General features: G+C 54.8%; 13 protein-coding genes and 2 riboswitches. Of the genes, 6 read left to right on the top strand and 7 right to left on the bottom strand.

Annotated elements, in window-relative coordinates:
• Positions 1–18 precede the first annotated feature (18 nt).
• The 4 genes from HZS79_RS04390 to HZS79_RS04375 all read right to left on the bottom strand — a co-directional run bounded on the left by HZS79_RS04390 (position 19) and on the right by HZS79_RS04375 (position 4628).
• Entirely contained in the window at positions 19–1992 is a 1974-nt protein-coding gene (locus HZS79_RS04390) for a TonB-dependent receptor domain-containing protein (RefSeq protein ID WP_179927146.1), read from the bottom strand.
• A 94-nt stretch (positions 1993–2086) separates the two neighbouring features.
• On the bottom strand, positions 2087–2254 hold the full coding sequence (gene hemP / locus HZS79_RS04385) for a hemin uptake protein HemP (RefSeq protein ID WP_162217058.1): 168 nt from the start codon (positions 2252–2254) through the stop codon (positions 2087–2089).
• 230 nt (positions 2255–2484) lie between these two features.
• Positions 2485–3843 carry a magnesium transporter gene (gene mgtE / locus HZS79_RS04380; protein ID WP_162217059.1) on the bottom strand — a complete coding sequence of 453 codons (1359 nt, stop codon included), beginning with the start codon at positions 3841–3843 and terminating at the stop codon, positions 2485–2487.
• A gap of 119 nt (positions 3844–3962) precedes the next feature.
• Positions 3963–4628 (bottom strand): TetR/AcrR family transcriptional regulator, encoded by a 666-nt coding sequence (locus tag HZS79_RS04375; protein WP_179927145.1) that lies wholly within the window; start codon positions 4626–4628, stop codon positions 3963–3965.
• Between the two features lie 101 nt (positions 4629–4729).
• Between HZS79_RS04375 and HZS79_RS04370 the strand changes: the two genes are divergently transcribed.
• Positions 4730–5890 carry an efflux RND transporter periplasmic adaptor subunit gene (locus HZS79_RS04370; protein WP_179927144.1) on the top strand — a complete coding sequence of 387 codons (1161 nt, stop codon included), beginning with the start codon at positions 4730–4732 and terminating at the stop codon, positions 5888–5890.
• Positions 5877–8951 (top strand): efflux RND transporter permease subunit, encoded by a 3075-nt coding sequence (locus HZS79_RS04365; protein ID WP_179927143.1) that lies wholly within the window; start codon positions 5877–5879, stop codon positions 8949–8951. Before HZS79_RS04370 ends, HZS79_RS04365 begins: the two co-directional genes overlap by 14 nt.
• A 19-nt stretch (positions 8952–8970) precedes the next feature.
• Here the strand turns inward: HZS79_RS04365 and HZS79_RS04360 are convergent, their stop codons facing one another.
• Complete coding sequence (locus HZS79_RS04360) at positions 8971–10212, bottom strand: D-amino acid dehydrogenase (protein WP_179927142.1); 1242 nt, start codon at positions 10210–10212, stop codon at positions 8971–8973.
• Between the two features lie 57 nt (positions 10213–10269).
• A riboswitch (glycine riboswitch) is annotated at positions 10270–10377 on the bottom strand.
• Positions 10378–10400: 23 nt separating this feature from the next.
• A riboswitch (glycine riboswitch) is annotated at positions 10401–10491 on the bottom strand.
• Positions 10492–10646: 155 nt separating this feature from the next.
• Here HZS79_RS04360 and HZS79_RS04355 point away from each other — a divergent pair.
• Positions 10647–10940 carry a hypothetical protein gene (locus HZS79_RS04355; RefSeq protein WP_179927141.1) on the top strand — a complete coding sequence of 98 codons (294 nt, stop codon included), beginning with the start codon at positions 10647–10649 and terminating at the stop codon, positions 10938–10940.
• Positions 10941–10969: 29 nt separating this feature from the next.
• On the opposite strand, the gene HZS79_RS04350 is transcribed toward HZS79_RS04355, so the two are convergent.
• Complete coding sequence (locus tag HZS79_RS04350) at positions 10970–11551, bottom strand: gamma-glutamylcyclotransferase (RefSeq protein ID WP_179927140.1); 582 nt, start codon at positions 11549–11551, stop codon at positions 10970–10972.
• A gap of 94 nt (positions 11552–11645) precedes the next feature.
• Between HZS79_RS04350 and HZS79_RS04345 the strand changes: the two genes are divergently transcribed.
• Positions 11646–12512: a sirohydrochlorin chelatase gene (locus tag HZS79_RS04345; protein WP_162217066.1), complete on the top strand. Its 867-nt coding sequence runs from the start codon at positions 11646–11648 to the stop codon at positions 12510–12512.
• An 83-nt stretch (positions 12513–12595) separates the two neighbouring features.
• Entirely contained in the window at positions 12596–14185 is a 1590-nt protein-coding gene (locus tag HZS79_RS04340) for an ABC-F family ATPase (protein ID WP_162217067.1), read from the top strand.
• A gap of 17 nt (positions 14186–14202) precedes the next feature.
• Here HZS79_RS04340 and HZS79_RS04335 read toward each other — a convergent pair whose 3' ends face one another.
• The gene (locus HZS79_RS04335) at positions 14203–14796 is read right to left on the bottom strand and encodes a cell division protein ZipA C-terminal FtsZ-binding domain-containing protein (RefSeq protein ID WP_162217068.1); all 594 of its coding nucleotides are present in this window, start codon (positions 14794–14796) and stop codon (positions 14203–14205) included.
• Between the two features lie 298 nt (positions 14797–15094).
• On the opposite strand from HZS79_RS04335, the gene HZS79_RS04330 reads away from it, so the two are divergent.
• Positions 15095–15940: a helix-turn-helix transcriptional regulator gene (locus HZS79_RS04330; RefSeq protein WP_162217069.1), complete on the top strand. Its 846-nt coding sequence runs from the start codon at positions 15095–15097 to the stop codon at positions 15938–15940.
• Positions 15941–15949 lie beyond the last annotated feature (9 nt).

Here is a 15949-nt window from a genome sequence, read left to right as displayed (position 1 = left end):
ACTTAACATTGCAGGGAGTTACCACTGCCAGTTGAGGGTGGCGAACAGGCTGCGCCCGTCGCCCAGGCTGCCGTCAGGTCGGTACCACACCTTGTCGCCCAAGTTAGCGAGACGCAGCGAAGTATCAATGGCGGGGGTGAGTCGCCACGCCACGTGCACATCGTGCAGTCCGTAACCGGGCAGGCGTCCATCGTCGCCTTGCTTATCGAAGGATTGGGCAAAGCGGCCTTGCCAACCGATCCGTACATCGCTGCTATAAAGCGCGATGTCATTGCCCACTGTCATTTCCAACGGTGTTTGGCTACCCAGGGCATCGCCGCTGTCACGGTCTTTACCAGATACTTCCGAAAGGCCCGCAAAACTGGTGAGGAGTGGGAATGCGCTAGGTTGCCAAGAAAGTCGGGCGTCATAGCCCCACAGCTGGGCGCGCTGTACATTTACCGCTTGAGTGGTGCCTGCCATGATATCGACCTGAGTGTCGATGAAGTCGTCAGCGCGGGTGTCGAAGTAGCTGGCGCGCACCTGCCAATCGCCTTGGTGCCACACCACGCCGCTTTCCCAGGTGTGGCTGGTTTCAGGCGATAGGCTAGGGTTGGGAATCCAGTAGTTGTCGGGTGTACAGAAGAATGGTCCCGCGCAGAAGCCGGCAAAGTGGCGTTCATTGGCGTAGAGCTCGGAAAGACTCGGGGCGCGGAAAGCTTCGGCGTAGCCGGAGAACAGCATGAGAGAATCATCTGGCCGCCACGCAAGGCGGAAACGCGGCGATAGCTGGTCATGTACGCTGTCAGCATCATGTTGACCGCTGGCATCGTAGCGGTCGTAGCGCGCGCCTATACCGACGTCAAATTGCCCCACACCACCCTCAGCTAGGTAGCTACCGGCAGTGAGGGTGGTGTCTAAATATGCCGCTTGGGTATCGATATCTGCCTTGGGGAAGCCGTTAGCGTTGCCTTCTGGACGTTGGCGCGCCTGCTCTAGCTCCGCACCAAACACCAGCGTTTGCGAGAGCCAACCATGATCAATGCTGTGATAGCCGTCGCTTTGCAGGCCAACACGCTCCAGAGTGCGGCTGGCCTGGGGCTCATCGATATCCTGTTGGCTAAAGGTGAGCTGTGAGGTGATTTCAGTGGCGCCACTTGGCTGCCAACGGTGGCCAAGCTGTACGTTGTTGCTCTCAACATCTCGCTCGCGCAGCGGGTTGCTAGTGCTGGTCGATAACTGCTGCGGGTTGGCGGGTTGGGTGGTGCTCTCGTCATAATGCTGCCAGCTAATAAACACCCGCTGATCGTCGCTTGGCTCCCAGCCGCCTTTTAAGAGAAGGCTATTTAGGCTGGCGTCCTCTGCAGCTTTATCGCCCCCGGCGCGGCGAATATCGCCGGACTTACTATGGCCCACAGAAAACAGTCCATCCACTTGCCCATTAACCGTGTCGCGGCGGCCAAAGGCCGTCAGGCTGCCACGCAGTTCGTCGCTAGCGGTAGCCCCACCGAGAGATAGGCGCGCACCGCTATCTTTGCCGGGGGATAGCAGGTCGCTGGCTTCTACACTGGTAAAACTAACAACACCGCCCATGGCATTACTGCCATACAGGCTGGAAAGTGCACCACGGGCGATTTGTACCTCTTGAATCAGCGCTGGGTCGAGAAAGAAGTTACCCACATGGCCCGTGGAAATATCCTGGCGAATACCATCTAGGCGCACCAACACACCATTTCGTCCGAAGCCCCGCATGCTCAGCGTTTGACCATTACGGCGTCCTTGGCCAGCAACATGCAAGCCGGGTTGGCGGCTCAGCACGTCTTCAACGCGGCTCGCGGTGGCCAGTGTTGCATCACTGCGGTTAAGCACATCGATAATCAGCGGCGCGCGGGAAAGGTCAGTCGGCGCTCGGGTGCCCGTGACTGTAACGGGATCTAAGTCGGTGCCATGGGCGTGGGCAGGCAGCAGAGGGAGTAAGGTAAGGCAAAGGCCTAATGTGTAGGTAGGTTTCATGGGCCAGGCAGTTCCAGCAATAAGTGATGGATAACATGGCTGGCGGGGTGCGATGGGCTACCTGGCTGGCTATAAAAGGATGGGGGTCAATAACTTACGCCGTTAAAATGAGCTTGCCACTTTTCGTGCGTCGCAACACATAACGGCGCTGCTCATGAAGAATAATCAACTGACCGTTTTGATCGAGCAGCGCCTGACTTGTTACCTCGCGGGGGGCGCTAGGCGTGCCTTCTGACGCGGCGTATTGTTTCCTAGGCTGCATGAGAGAGTGTTTCCTGAGTTAATGATAACCATTAGCATTAATTTAGCAGGTTTTCACATCACTCACAACCGCTATACAGACGCTGGCTTTCCACCTATCTAGCCTATGAAGCGCTACCTCGGGAAACGGCATTGAACCCGTCTAAAAATGCTTATCTACGCCATGTAAGCTACGGTTTTCGGCTTGTTTGCGCTCATAAAGTTAATCAAAGAGTCTCTCGTTAGGGTGCATTACCCCAAGATAATTAGGGTGGCTAATCCTAAAAATGACAAAAAGCCGACCACATCGGTAACCGTGGTTAGAATAACCGCACCGGATAACGCGGGATCGATCTTTAATTTTTTCAATACCAGTGGAATTAGCACGCCAGAGAGATTGGCAACACTCATATTGATAAAGATCGCCAGCGTTATCACAAGCGTAATTAGCGGGTCGCCAAACCAAATATGTGAAATGAAGCCAACAACTAATGCCCATACAAAGCCGTTGCTTATCCCTACCCATAACTCTTTGTTATAGAGCCAGCGTTTGTTGTTACCGGCAAGTTGACCAAGCGCCAAGCCGCGTATCACGACGGTTAGGGTTTGACTGCCTGCAATACCCCCCATGCTGGCCACCACCGGCATTAAAATCGCTAAGGCAACTATTTGATCGAGCACTTCTTCAAACTGCCCGATGACGGATGCCGCTAAGAAGGCTGTTAACAGATTAATGCCCAGCCAAATTCCTCGGCTTTTCGCACTTCGTATAATGGGTGTAAACACTTCTTCTTCATCACTGACACCTGCCATATGCTTCAAGGTCATATCGGCATCGTCTTGGGTGATCTCTAATACGTCGGCGGCGTTTAGCTGACCTACTAATAACCCACTACTGTCACATACTGGTACAAAAGGCAGTTCTTTGGAACGCAATAATATGGCAGCATCACTGACTTTCATTTGGTCATTTAGTGTGAAGGGTTCATCCATATAATCATCAACCACGGTTTCTTGTGGTTGCTTAATTAAATCAATCAGTGTCAGTGTGCCGAGTAACCGTTTATCTTTATCAGTGATCATGATTTGCTGTGACTCATCATCGAGTAGATGATGAATCCGGATATAACGTTGAACTGCCTCCAGTGAAACCCCCTGTTTTACGTTAACGGTTTCTGGGTCCATATAACGCCCTACGACATCATCTTCGTAGGCATGAAGGTTCTCAACTTGTGCACGAATATCTTCATCTAGGCTAGCGTAAACGCTGGCTTTAATGGATTCGTCGGCGACATCTAGTACCTCAGCAACTTCTTGAGCATCCAAGCCTTTAACAATCTGCTCTACGTCGCTGGCAGATAAATCTTCAATATAATCAGCACGAATATCTTCATCGACTTCTGCTAGTACTTCACCTATTAAGCTTTCAGGAATAAACTCCCAGAGTGAGTCGCGTGTTTTGGCAGGAAACGATTCAAGTATTCGAGCAATATCTAAGACTGGTAATTCAGTGAAAAAAACATTGAGACCCGCTGAGTCTGAGGCGTCAAGCAACTGCTGAAGATATAATAGCGGCTCCTCAGTATTGGTATATTTTTCATCATCGCGCATAGGGTCCATCCTTATGGTGGATCGTTTTTTCAAGACTCTCGTTAGGCATAGTTCCTGAATTCAGTGTTGAATGCCACACAGCGCCGCGATGCCAACGCTTTTTTGATTAGCAATTCACGTTAGTACTTAGGCGAGTGCTTCGCACCATATGCCGCTAAAAACACATCCACGGCGCTACTGATATGGCGGTGAAGCTCTTTATTGCTGGGGGGCTGGCGAACGCCCATACGGACTTCCGTGACCAGCATGCCTTGCCACATGCTGCACAGCTGCTCGGCGGCCAGCGTGGGAGTGTTTAGTGTTAAACGTCCAGCATGGACAAGCCCTTCCAGTTTCTCCTGCAGCCACTGCTTGGTGGCCCAGGGGCCCGCCTCGAAAAAGGCCTGCAGCAGTTCCGGGTACTGTGTCCCTTGGGCACTCATCACGCGCTCCACCGCCAGTACGTGGGGTTCTAATAAAAAGTTCACAAGGCCTATACCTGCCTCGATCAGCGACTGGCGAACTTCCTCGTGGGTGTCGGGTAGTTTGTCTAACCCTTGACGAATGATGGCGGTTTCACGGCGAATCACGCTGCCGAAAAGTGCTTCTTTGGTCACAAAATGGCCGTACACGGTGACTTTGGAAACGCCCGCCTCACGCGCAACGGCTTCCATGGTGACGCCTTCCAATCCATTGCGGAACAGCAGACACGCCGCCGCGTCCAGCATGGCGTTGTGCTTGGCCATATCTTTCGGGCGGCCAGCGCTGCGTTTTTTGTCAGGAGGGTTATGTTGAGGGTCGGTCATCCAGTGAAATCCGCGTCAATCGAATAAATAAATATTGAACGTAAGCGTACACATATTATAGTGAACAGTATCGTTCAAGAATAAACCATTTCGAGGCCATTATGGGCAAGCCTTCTGAGACATCCTGGGGACATCGATTGCGTGGCACGCTGGTAGCGCTATTGATGATAGGGCTGACACTGGCGGTGATTACGCTGTTAACCAGTCAGCACAGTAGTGCCCAGCAGGTACGTCAGCAGGAGGCTGGTAAGGCTCTTCTACAGGTGGCAACGCAACCGCTTGCGGAAGCCGAACAGCTAAAGCGCGATGTGCGCTTAACCGGGCGCGTGGTGGCGCACCAGTCGGTAGCGTTAGCGTTTGAGCCGGCAGGGCGCGTTCAGTCTGTATTAGCAGACCGTGGCGATACCGTTGAGAAAGGTGATGTTCTGGCCATTCTGGACACCCGCCGCCTGGAAAGTCGTTTAGCCGAAGTGGCAGCGCGCAGCGAAGAAGCTCGCGCCAGTCTCGGCCTTGCCCAACGCCAGGAAGAGCGCGAAGCACAGCTTAACCAGAGTAACTTTGCCAGCCGCACATCGCTGGATCAGGCCCGTACGGATCGGTTAACCCTCCAGGCACGTCTTGCGGCGCTCTCGGCCGAGCGTGACAGCCTTACCGCTGACCTGAATGACAGCACGCTAACAGCGCCCTTTAACGGGCAGGTGGTTGAGCGCCATATAAGCGTCGGAAGCTTAGTAAGTGGCGGCACCGCAGCCTTTGACCTTATCGATGTGGAGCAGTTGGAGGCGCACATCGGGCTGCCTGCACGGCTGGCTGCAACGTTTGTTCCTGGCGAACCGGTAACGCTAAGCGTTAACGGCCAGCCCCTGCGTGGAGAAGTGCGTGCACGGCTGCCTCAGGTGAACAATGACAGCCGTACACAGACGCTAGTGGTGTCGCTTGAGCCTACGTTCGGCGCTGTTCCTGGCGATGTGGCTGAGCTGCGTTATACGATCACCGAGCCATCCAGCGGGTACTGGGTGCCGCTGGATGCTCTGCTTGCCGCCGACCGTGGCGTGTGGAACGTGCTGGTGGCGGAGCCACTAGAAAATGGCCACTACCGCGTCGCGCGGGCTAGCGTTGAATTGCTGCATACGCTAGGCGATCAAGCGTTCGTACGCGGCACGCTTGAGCCCGGTGGGCGGCTGATTACCAGCGGTACCCACCGCATTACCCCAGGGCAGCAGGTCACGGTTAGCGAGGAAGTGGCCCATGCAGCGCATTGAGTGGCTATTTAATCGGCGCTTACTCGCGCTCACGTTGGGGCTGCTTGTGGTTGCTGGGTTATCGGCGATTCAAACGCTTCCGCGTGCAGAAGACCCTCATCTTGTCGCGCGGATGGCCACGGTGCTTGCCCCATACCCAGGCGCGACACCTGAGCAAATAGAAGCCTTAGTTGCGCGGCCTATCGAGGATGAGCTGCGTACAATTGCTGAGATTAAAGTACTAGAAACCACGTCGCGGCAAGGCATCGCTGTTATCAGCCTGGAATTAGAAGATGAGGTGATTGATGTCACCTCCGTATGGAGCCGGGTGCGGGACAAGCTGGGCGATGTCGCCCCAACGTTGCCAGATGGTGTGCAAGCTCCCGAACTGCTGGATGACCGAGGTTATGCGTTTAGCATCGTAGCTGCACTTCACTGGACTCTGGACTCTCCACCCAATCCGCAGCTAATGGAGCGCTACGCCGAGCGCCTGGAAGATCAATTTAGGCGAGTTGCAGGTACCGAATATACCCATCTCTTTGGCGTTGCAGGGGAGCAGGTCGAAGTGATGGTCGACCCCTTGGAGCTGAATGCCCTGGGGCTTTCAGTGGGGCAGCTTGCCGCCATTATTGACGCCAGTGATGGCCGACGTACTGCAGGTGAAGTGGTCACCGATGGACATCGGCTAACGGTGGGGCTAAGTGGAGAGTTTGGCGCGCTAGACAGGTTGCGTGATATCGATGTGGCCACCCATCAGGGGCAAACCGTCACGCTTGGCGAGCTGGCCGAGCTGCGTCGTGGCGTGCAAGACCCGCCAGCCGCCGCTGCCTTGCTGAACGGCAAGTCAGCGGTGTTTGTCGGCGCACGTATGGCGCCAGGGCAGCGTATCGATACCTGGGTGGAGCGGGCGCAGCAACAGCTGGCGGTGTTCGCTGATGAGCTGCCCAGCGGGATTGAGGTTGATGAGGTGTTTGAGCAGGCCAGTTACACCAATCAGCGCTTAAGTGACGTAGCGCTCAGCTTGCTGATGGGGTTAGTGCTGGTGGTGGCCATTCTGTTTTTGACCATGGGCTGGCGTTCGGCGGTAACGGTGGGGCTTGCCATTCCTGCCACGGCGCTGCTCACTTTGGCCTTTTTCAGGCCGCTTGGCATTGATATTCACCAGATGAGTATTACCGGCATTATTGTGGCGCTGGGGCTAATGGTGGATAACGCGATTGTGATCACTAACGCCCTGCGAGAGCGCTTCTTGAAGGGCGATTCGGCGTTTGCCGCCACTCGCGATACGCTTCGCCATTTAGCGGTGCCGCTACTTGCCAGCACCTTAACCACCATTTTGGCATTTATGCCGATTGTGCTCATGCCTGGCCCTGCCGGAGAGTTTGTCGGGCCGCTCGCCATGGCCGTGATGGTGGCATTAGTGAGTTCTTATCTGGTGTCGCTGCTGTTGGTGCCTGCGCTGTCTCCCATGCTGTTAGCCAAGGTCGCGGATAAACCGCCAGCACCTGGAAATAATACCCTCAATAGGATGGTTAAACGAGGCTTTCGCCGTACGATACGCAGCGCATTGCGCCATCCTGTTGCCGCCATGATTATCACGCTATGCGTACCAGTGGGCGGTATCGCGTTGATGCCAACCCTGGACGTGGCCTTTTTCCCTCCGGCCGATCGGGATCAGTTTCATATTGAAGTGCGTTTGCCGCCTGCTAGCAGCATGGCGAATACCCAAGCACTGGCCCTTGAGGTAGAGGCGATGATTCGTGAGCTGCCTGGCATCACTCGCGTATCGGCGTTTATCGGCGAAAGTGCGCCAATGATGTACTACAACGTGATGACCAATGAGGATAATAATCCAGCATTTTTGCATGTGATCGTAGACACGGAGTCGTTAGAGATCACGAACCAGCGGGTGCCAGCGTTGCAGCAAGCGCTTGATCAACGTTTTCCTCAGGCGCAGAGCGTGGTGCGTAAGTATGAACAGGGGCCGCCGTTTAAGGCGCCGATTGAGCTGCGTGTTTATGGCAATGACCTAGCGGTACTGTCATCACTGGGTCTTGAGCTGGCGGGGTTGATGCACCAGTTGCCCCAGGTAACCCACGTGCGGGCTGGTATGCAGCGGGACCTGCCCAGGCTATTACTGGATATCGATCACACGGCACTTAGCGATGCGGGTTTAACACCGCAAAACCTAGCAGAGCAAGTGGGAGCTGCACTGTCGGGTCAGCCTGCAGGTAGAGTATTAGAAGATACCCAGCAGCTCCCAGTGCGCGTGCGCTATGCGGATGATTGGCGTACCGACGCCGAACAGCTTGCCGCGCTGCGCTTGGTCAGTGACCACGTCGCCGAAGGCTTGCCATTGGCAGCGGTAGCAGAGGTGTCGCTAACCCCTGCCTGGAGTGTGATCACCCGCCGCAATGCCGAACGGGTGCAACTGGTGCAAGGCTATTTGGTCGCTGATGCGTTGCCAGCGGTCTCCATGGCACAGTTAGATGCCAGACTTGAGGCTGCACTAGAGGCGGGAGAGATTCGTCTTCCTGCTGGCTACCGCATTGAAACCGGTGGTGAAGCCGCCGAGCGAGACCAAGCCGTCGGCCAACTGCTTGCCTCAGTGGTGTTGCTGGTGATTGCCATGGTGGCCACCGTGGTGCTGGCGTTTAACTCCTTTCGGCGGGCTGCCATTGTGTTTATTGCCGGTGCTCAGGCCATGGGGATGGGGATTGTGGCGCTGCTTCTCAGTGGTCATGCGTTTGGGTTTGTGATTATCGTTGGCATCATGGGCCTGGTGGGTGTGGCGATTAATGCCACCATTATCATTATTGCTGCGTTTGATGACGATGAAGCTGCCCGCCAAGGTGATATCGACGCCATGCTAGCCGTTATCAGCGGCCCCACCAGCCGACACATTATCTCTACGACCATTACCACGTTTGCTGGGTTAATTCCGCTGATGGTAGCCGCAGGCGGTCTGTGGCCCCCCTTTGCGCAAACTGTTGGGTTTGGTTTGGTGTTGGCAACGTTAGTGTCGTTTTTCTTCACGCCAGCGCTTTATCGGCTGTGGGTGGCAAGCGGCGGCCTCAAGTGACCGCCGTTTGCGTGGTTATTTAATGGCTTACCGCGAGGGAGGTTGCCTGGGCAGCGTCTACCGCATCCGCTAGCATCTCGGCGGTAATCGCTGACAGTGTCCAGCCCAGATGGCCGTGACCGGTGTTATAGAACACCGTGGGCAAACGACCAGGGCCAACCTTGGGTAGCATATTAGGTAGCATCGGGCGCAGTCCTGCCCAGGGCACGACACGCTGGGTGCTCACACCTGGGAAGCACTCTTCTACCCAGCGTACCAGCGGTTGAATGCGGTCGTTGCGTATATCGCGATTCGCCCCATTGAATTCAGCGGTACCAGCCACGCGGAAACGGTCGTGCCCTAGGCGGCTGGTCACCAGTTTGGTTTCATCATCTAACAGACTGACTGTCGGCGCTGCTTGCTGAGAGGCCATGTCATCTAGCTGCACAGTGATGGAGTAACCTTTCACTGGGTAAATGTTGACCCTGTCGCCTAGTTTAGCGGCAATGGCTCGGCTGCCGGTACCCGCACATACGACCACACTATCGAAGCGTTGTCGGGTGGTTTCGTTGTCTACCGTAGCATTCACCCAGACCCCATTTTCATCTGCGCCGAGGTCGTTTATCTGATGGCCATAATTGAGCTTTACGCCTCGCTTAGCAGCTGCTTGTGCCAAGCCGTTGGTATACTTATGAATGTCGCCAGTGGCATCGCTTTCGGTATAGAAGCCACCATAGTAATTGCCTGCTAGCGTCGGCTCGATGGTGCGCATTTCATCTGGAGTGACCGATCTGCGTTCAAGGCCACCTTTTGCTAGCAGCTGAGACACGCGTGCTGCGTGATCAAAACCAGCTTTGTCACGGTAGATATGCAAAATGCCCTGCTGTTTAAGGTCGAAGTCGATCTGCTCGTCTTTTGCCCATTGGAATAAGTGCTCTCGGGCAGCAATGGCTAAGCGGGTGGTTTCCGTGGTGTTATCGGCATAGCGGGGAATGGCGGCGATAAACTCTGCAAACCAGCTGAGTTTATGCCAACTAGGGCGAGGGTTAACCAGTAGCGGCGCGTCGTTTTTCAGCATCCAGCGCAGACCTTTAAGCACTGTCGGCCAGTGGTTCCACACTTCAGCATTCGACGCTGAAAGCTGCCCGCCATTGGCAAAGGACGTTTCCATGGCTGCATAGCGGTGTTTCTCAAACACAGTGACATCAAAACCGCGCTTTGCTAGGGCGTAAGCACTTGTAATGCCGGTGATACCACCGCCAATAATCGCAATGCGTTGCATAAGTCTCTCCAGATTGTATGAGCGTCGGGCGATACACCGAGCCAAAAAGTGGCTAGGTGTACCCCTTCCGTCATGGAACCTGAGAGATTCACGCATCAAATGAGGCGCTTGCTCCTTCGGTGGGCTGGGTGACGCAGTCATCAGCCGCTCTTCGGAACGTCTTGGTAGATACTATTTTAGTAAATACCATGGCAATGGCGGTCCGTTGGCCTGAGAGTTTCCGGGGTCGTTGCTCCTTCGGCGCTGGTGCGTGGCACCAGTCTCTCCCGCTATTGCAGTCATCATGTTGTAACGCGTTAGTTGGGAAAGTGAAATAGGGTAAACGTCTTAAGGGTGGGGCGTAAAAGGGGGAGCGTGCTGCTTTGCCGCCATGCTTTGCAACGGTGAGGTTTTAACTGACAATATCGACAACTTTTTAGCGATGGATGAGACGCATGCAGGCAAACGGATTTTTTGATGGCATAGGCGAGGCCATTGGCGCGTCGATTCGCGCAGTCGTCGAGTTTCTTCTGGGTATCTTCGGTAATTTTTTTAGTGCGTTTGACGACTTTATTGATGGCCTTACCCGCTCTTTGGGCATCAATGCTTCGTTCTTCAGCATTCTGGTGCTGGTGATTGGGTTGTGGCTATTGTGGCGGGGCGTTCGGGCGCTGTTGCGAGGCTCCCTGCTGGGAGCCATCGTGCGGATTGTGCTGGCGGTGTTTATCCTGTCGTGGTTAATGATGTAGGTTTGCATCAGCCTGTCCAAGCGGGCGTATCATAAGCTGCGCACCTGTTCTGCGAGTGCGGTGATGTGGGCATCTTCGCTTCCCAGTTCGCGCAGCGCTTGAGCCAGATTCAACAGGTAAGCTTTATTTGAGCCACTAGGGCCATGGGCATGGGCGATTTGTCGCGCGATGTCGACCAACGGCGCCTCGCCAAGAAAGGCGGGATTATCTTCGGTAGCTAAGTAAATTAGCCCTTCTGTTGTTGCCTTTTCCGACTGTGTATCGCCACGTTGTCCTAGGAAAGTGAGTGGCACTTTTTCACGCAGGTAGCCATTCTTTTCACGTACATCCAGCGGTGCCAGCACGTCGGGAGTAATGCGGTACGCCATGCCGTGGCACACTTCCCCTTGGGCACGAATCAACGTAGCGACGCGACCAGGTGCGTCAGGCGTGCCACGGTGATCGTGGGAGCCTTGCCAAAATCGCCGCGCCCAGCCGGTAATGAAAGCGGGCTGGCGTTCTAAGTAGGCAAAGTCGGCCTTCCAGATCAGCGAGCCGTAACCAAACAGCCATATGTCGGCATGGCCATCGAAGAAGTTTCTTTGCTGGTTCAGGGCGGTAGTATCAAACATCGCTATTAAGCATCATGAGCACGGCGTATGAGGTAAAGTGCCTATCTTATCATGCCTTTATTGATGACTTCCTTGACCACCTCCGGAGACCGACATGCGCGCTATTTTTCTCGTCGATAACGGCTCATTACGGCCCCAGGCAACCCACAACCTGCGCCGCGTGGCATCTGCGCTCAGCCAGCAGTTAGGGGAAACCGTGCAGGCGGCTTCCTTGCTGCACTCTAATAAAATCCCTCCTGAAGAGGTTGACGGCATCCCCGCGATTACCCTAGGTCCGGCCGCTGAACGCAGTGCCGAGCAGGGGGCGACAGAGATCATTGTGCTGCCGTTCTTCTTTGGGCCAAGTAAGGCTCTGACTGGCTATCTGCCAGAGCGCATGGCAGCACTGCAGGCACGTTTTCCCCAGGTGAGCGTTCGTGTGGCCCAGCCGCTGGTGGATGAACGGGGCAATAACGACCTGCGTTTAGCCAAGCTGCTGGCCGACAACGTGCGCGACAAGCACCAAACGGGAGCGACGCCACATGTAGCCCTGGTGGATCACGGTAGCCCGATTCCTGAAGTGACCGCCGTGCGCAACCGCTTAGCCGGTCAGTTAAGCGTGTTACTGGCGGATGAGGTTAGCTGCGTCGCAGCGGCATCCATGGAGCGCCGTGAAGGCGACGAATATCGCTTTAACGAGCCGCTGCTGGAGCATTTGTTGGATACGCCAGAGTTCCAATCAGGCTCGGTAATCTTAGCGATGCTGTTTCTCTCGCCTGGGCGTCATGCAGGGGAAGGCGGCGATATCGCCGAGATTTGTGCCGCCGCTGAACAGCGCAACCCAGGTTTGAGCGTGACGACCACAGCGCTGGTTGGCGAGCATCCTGACATTGTTGAGATACTGCACACACGGCTGCGCCAAGCGCTTGATGGTGAACGCTTTCTGCTCGAACTGCCGGCTACGCGAGACAATGCACGCTAGGGGGGAGGTGTAACACTGCTCAAAGGCGCGTAGAATCGCGAGCCTTTGAATGCGCAATTACACTGTTAACCAGGGCCCACATCTTGATCGCAACCGCCAATATCACCATGCAGTTTGGGGCCAAGCCCCTGTTTGAAAATGTTTCCGTCAAATTTAATAACGGCAATCGCTACGGTTTGATTGGCGCCAATGGTTGCGGTAAGTCCACCTTTATGAAGATTTTGGGTGGGGAGCTTGAGCCTTCTTCCGGGCAGGTCATGCTGGATAGCAGCACGCGGCTGGGTAAGCTGCGCCAGGATCAGTTTGCTTATGAGAACGAGCGGGTCATCGACACCGTTATCATGGGTAATGCTGAGCTGTGGAAAGTGGCCGCCGAACGCGAGCGGATCTACTCCCTGGCAGAAATGAGTGAAGCCGACGGAATGGCAGTGGCTGACCTGGAAGTGCGCTTTGCTGAGCTCGACGGCTATACCGCTGAGTCTCGCGCTGGGGAGCTACTGCTGGGGCTAGGTATTCCCATCGAACAGCATACCGGCCCGATGAGCGAAGTTGCTCCCGGCTGGAAACTGCGTGTGCTGCTGGCCCAGGCGCTATTTTCCGACCCAGATGTACTGCTGCTCGACGAACCGACTAACCACTTGGATATCAATACTATCCGCTGGCTGGAAGATATTCTCAAAGCGCGCAGCAGCACTATGGTGATTATTTCTCACGACCGTCACTTCCTGAATAGCGTGTGCACGCACATGGCGGATCTGGATTACGGGGAAATTACCCTGTTCCCAGGCAACTACGATGACTACATGACCGCGGCCACCGCTGCCCGCGAGCGCCAGCATTCGGATAATGCCAAGAAAAAAGCCCAAATTGCCGAGCTTCAACAGTTTGTTAGCCGCTTCTCGGCCAACGCCTCCAAAGCCAAACAGGCCACTTCGCGGGCGCGCCAGATCGACAAAATCAAGCTGGAAGATATCAAGCCGTCCAGCCGAGTTAGTCCGTTTATCCGCTTTGAACAGAATAAAAAGATTCACCGCAATGCAGTGAATGTTGATGCGATTACCAAAGGCTACGACGATCAGAAGCCGCTCTTCGAGCGTTTCTCGATGACCGTAGAGGCCGGTGAGCGGATTGCCATTATCGGCCCCAACGGCATAGGTAAAACCACCCTGCTGAAAACCCTGGCGGGTGATTTACACCCTGATGCTGGTGAAGTGAAGTGGACCGACGCCGCTGAGGTTGGCATGTTTGGTCAAGACCACACCGACGACTTTCCTGTCGATGCCACGCTTTTTGAGTGGATGAGCCAGTGGACCAAAGGCGGCGAACAAATAGTACGCGGTGCGTTGGGGCGGATGCTGTTTTCCAGCGACGACATTAATAAGTCTGTCAGAGTGATTTCAGGTGGTGAGCAGGGGCGCATGCTGTTTGGCAAGCTAACGCTCACCAACCCCAACGTGCTGTTAATGGATGAGCCGACTAACCACCTGGATATGGAATCGATAGAAGCGCTGAACTTAGCGCTGGAAAACTACCCCGGCACGCTGATATTTGTCAGTCACGACCGCGAGTTTGTTTCGTCGCTCGCCACGCGCATTATCGATATGCAGCCCGATGGGCTTGTCGACTTTAGCGGTAGCTACGACGATTACCTGCGTAGCCAGGGTGTTGTTTAATCGCTAACCAGGTTAGCTTAGCCAATAATTTGTGCGTAGGTCGACTCAGAGGCGGGCTGCCGGTCGGCATCGAGCAAGTTGCCGCTAAAGGTGTCGTTTAGCTCTTTGGCGAGCGCTACATAAACGTGCATTTGCTGGTTACGGCGTTTATGTAGTGGCGGCTTAACGAGCAAGCTAATCCCACGAATGGGTTCGTGGGTTTCCCCTTGCAGTAGGTCGGGCATCTCGCCAGGCGGAAAGGCGTTGGCAATCGTGACCGGGTTAGAGGGCTGCTTGCCATTGATTAAGTAAACTTTCTTGACCGCATCGTAGCTGGCCTCTTTTCCCCGTAGCCACTCGGCCAAACGTTCGTCCGTGGTGGCATCGGGGTGGGCAAAAATCACAAAAAGGGAGTGCTGCTTTACTTTCTCTTTACGTGCAGCAGGCGAGGGCGCCTCGGGTTCAGACGAGGGAGGTTGGGGTTGTGCTTTGGGTGTTGGCGGTGGCGTGGCGGCCTTTGCTTTGGCACGTCGTTGTTTGGGAACAACCACGTAGACAAAAATAGCCGCGGCCACGATCCCCAGCACTAATGAAGCCGTGGCGAGCAAAAAAGGAAGCGAAGCGATATCCATCTCATTAAGTCCTGTCTGTCGGCGCTTAGGCCCTATTATTAAATCGTAAAATAGCTGCATTAAGTGTTAACGCGAGTACCACCCAAAGCCAATGCAAGACACCAGCAGAGTGAACAGCGAACCGAGTATTACGCACCTGTATGCTAAAACGTAAGAATCAATAGCCTAGCAGTGAATGCCCACTGCGCCTATGGAGTGGCCCAGTGCGGGCTGTGAATTACCAAGATGCATCATCAGAGTTTACCGTCTTCCCTTAGCGCAGTATCGTTTTGCATAAAGCATAAATGAGGCGCTCATTATGAAATACAGTTCTTCAACAGATGATATTGACAGCGCCTTTCTTGCTAACGCTGGCAGCGCGGCTTGGCATCGCCATCTTGCCAGTCTGGTGCACTCTGCAGGGCAGCGAGATTTTCCCGCTCGGCTGGAGCAGGTGCTGCGCGCGGTAACGGGATTCGATACGATTCTTATTAATACTTATAAAGGGCGTAACAGACCGCTACTGATACACGATGACTACCCCGCGGAAAATCGCCAACAGGCGATCGACCGCTACCTCAGCGGGGCCTACTTACTGGATCCATTTTTTACCGCTATTGATGGCGGGCTGGACAGTGGGGTCTATCGACTGCGGGAGCTGGCGCCAGACCGTTTTGAGTCTAGTGATTATTACGCGCACTACTATCGTTCGTTAGGGCTGGTCGATGAGGTAGGCCTCTTTGCGCGTATCGGAGAAGACGTCTTGATGGTGGTGTCATTAGGGTTTCAGGCTGACGCTCCTCTTAAGCGCCGCTCTCTGCAAATATTGAGAAATGTGGCACCGCTGGTCGAAGTCTTGCTAATAGAGTTTTGGAAATGGCAGGGCGCTATTTTCCAGAAAACTCTGGAAAAAGACGCCCCTGTGGAAGCTGCTTTTGCAAGTTTTGGCCGTGAGCTACTAACAGCGCGTGAACAAGAGATCGTACGCCTGCTACTAGCGGGGCACTCCACCAAGTCAGCGGCTCGTGAGCTTGATATCAGTGACGGAACCGTAAAAGTACATCGCAAACATATTTATCAGCGTTTGGATATTTCCAGCCAATCGCAGCTTTTTCAGCTGTTTCTTGAGCACGTGGCGTTGATCTCCCGACAATTGAGAGGTTAGTACCGCGGT

Origin of the sequence: Vreelandella zhaodongensis (assembly GCF_013415115.1) — a bacterium.
Lineage (GTDB): Bacteria > Pseudomonadota > Gammaproteobacteria > Pseudomonadales > Halomonadaceae > Vreelandella > Vreelandella zhaodongensis.
This window is presented reverse-complemented; position numbering and strand designations above follow the sequence as displayed.